Source organism: Shimazuella sp. NTD250 (genome assembly GCF_059510375.1).
In genome coordinates this window covers 1-1,454 of the sequence record NZ_JCAJZS010000021.1, presented here as the reverse complement: position 1 = coordinate 1,454, position 1,454 = coordinate 1, and the positions used below count along the sequence as shown (strand labels likewise).

Annotated in this window: 1 rRNA gene; it reads left to right on the top strand. The window is 52.1% G+C overall.

Annotated elements, in window-relative coordinates:
• A 23S ribosomal RNA gene (locus tag AC5WOF_RS19385) occupies window positions 1–1,454 on the top strand; the annotation flags it as partial.

The following is a 1,454-nucleotide window of genomic DNA, read 5'->3' as shown; positions in this document are numbered from 1 at the left end:
TTGATCCGGAGATTTCCGAATGGGGAAACCCACTTCTCGAAGGAGAAGGACTGCCACCTGAATTCATAGGGTGGTCAGAGGCAGACCGGGGGAACTGAAACATCTAAGTACCCCGAGGAAGAGAAAGAAAACTCGATTCCCTGAGTAGCGGCGAGCGAAATGGGAATAGCCCAAACCAAAGGGCTTGTACCTTTGGGGTTGTAGGGCATCTCATATGGAGTTACAAAAGAAGTGGTTAGGCGAATTGGTTTTGGAAGAACCAGCCAAAGAGGGTAACAGCCCCGTAGCTAAAAACCGCTTCTCTCCGAGATGTACCCTGAGTACCGCGGGACACGTGAAACCCCGTGGGAAGCTGGGAGGACCACCTCCCAAGGCTAAATACTTCCTAGCGACCGATAGTGAACCAGTACCGTGAGGGAAAGGTGAAAAGCACCCCGGGAGGGGAGTGAAAGAGATCCTGAAACCGTGTGCTTACAAGCAGTCGGAGTTCCATGAAGGAATGACGGCGTGCCTTTTGTAGAATGAACCGGCGAGTAACGGTTGCGTGCAAGGTTAAGATGAGAAGTCGGAGCCGCAGCGAAAGCGAGTCTGAATAGGGCGCCATAGTACGTAGCTGTTTACCCGAAACCGAGTGATCTACCCATGTCCAGGATGAAGTTCCGGTAACACGGAATGGAGGTCCGAACCCACTGATGTTGAAAAATCAGGGGATGAGGTGTGGGTAGGGGTGAAATGCCAATCGAACTCGGAGATAGCTGGTTCTCCCCGAAATAGCTTTAGGGCTAGCCTCGTGTTTTGAGCGATGGAGGTAGAGCACTGATTGGACTAGGGGCCCTTCCCGGGTTACCGAATTCAGTCAAACTCCGAATGCCATTGTCTTGTATCACGGGAGTCAGACTGCGAGTGCTAAGATCCGTAGTCAAAAGGGAAACAGCCCAGACCACCAGCTAAGGTCCCCAAGTAACGTTTCAGTGGAAAAGGATGTGGAGTTGCACAGACAACCAGGATGTTGGCTTAGAAGCAGCCACCATTCAAAGAGTGCGTAATAGCTCACTGGTCAAGTGACTCTGCGCCGAAAATGTAACGGGGCTAAAACGTTCACCGAAGCTGTGGATTCGAAAGAATGGTAGGGGAGCGTTCCAAGTGCAGCGAAGTTGGAGGGAAACCGAAAATGGAGCGCTTGGAAGTGAGAATGCCGGTATGAGTAGCGAAAAGAGGGGTGAGAATCCCCTCCACCGAAAGCCTAAGGTTTCCTGAGGAAGGTTCGTCCGCTCAGGGTAAGTCGGGACCTAAGTTGAGGCCGAAAGGCGTAGGCGATGGACAACAGGTGGAAATTCCTGTACCGTAACGTTTTGTTTGACGATAGGAGTGACGCAGGAGGATAGGGTGTGCGTGCCCATTGGATATGGCGCGTCGAAGTGACGAGGTTGGAAGATAGGCAAATCCGTCTTCCG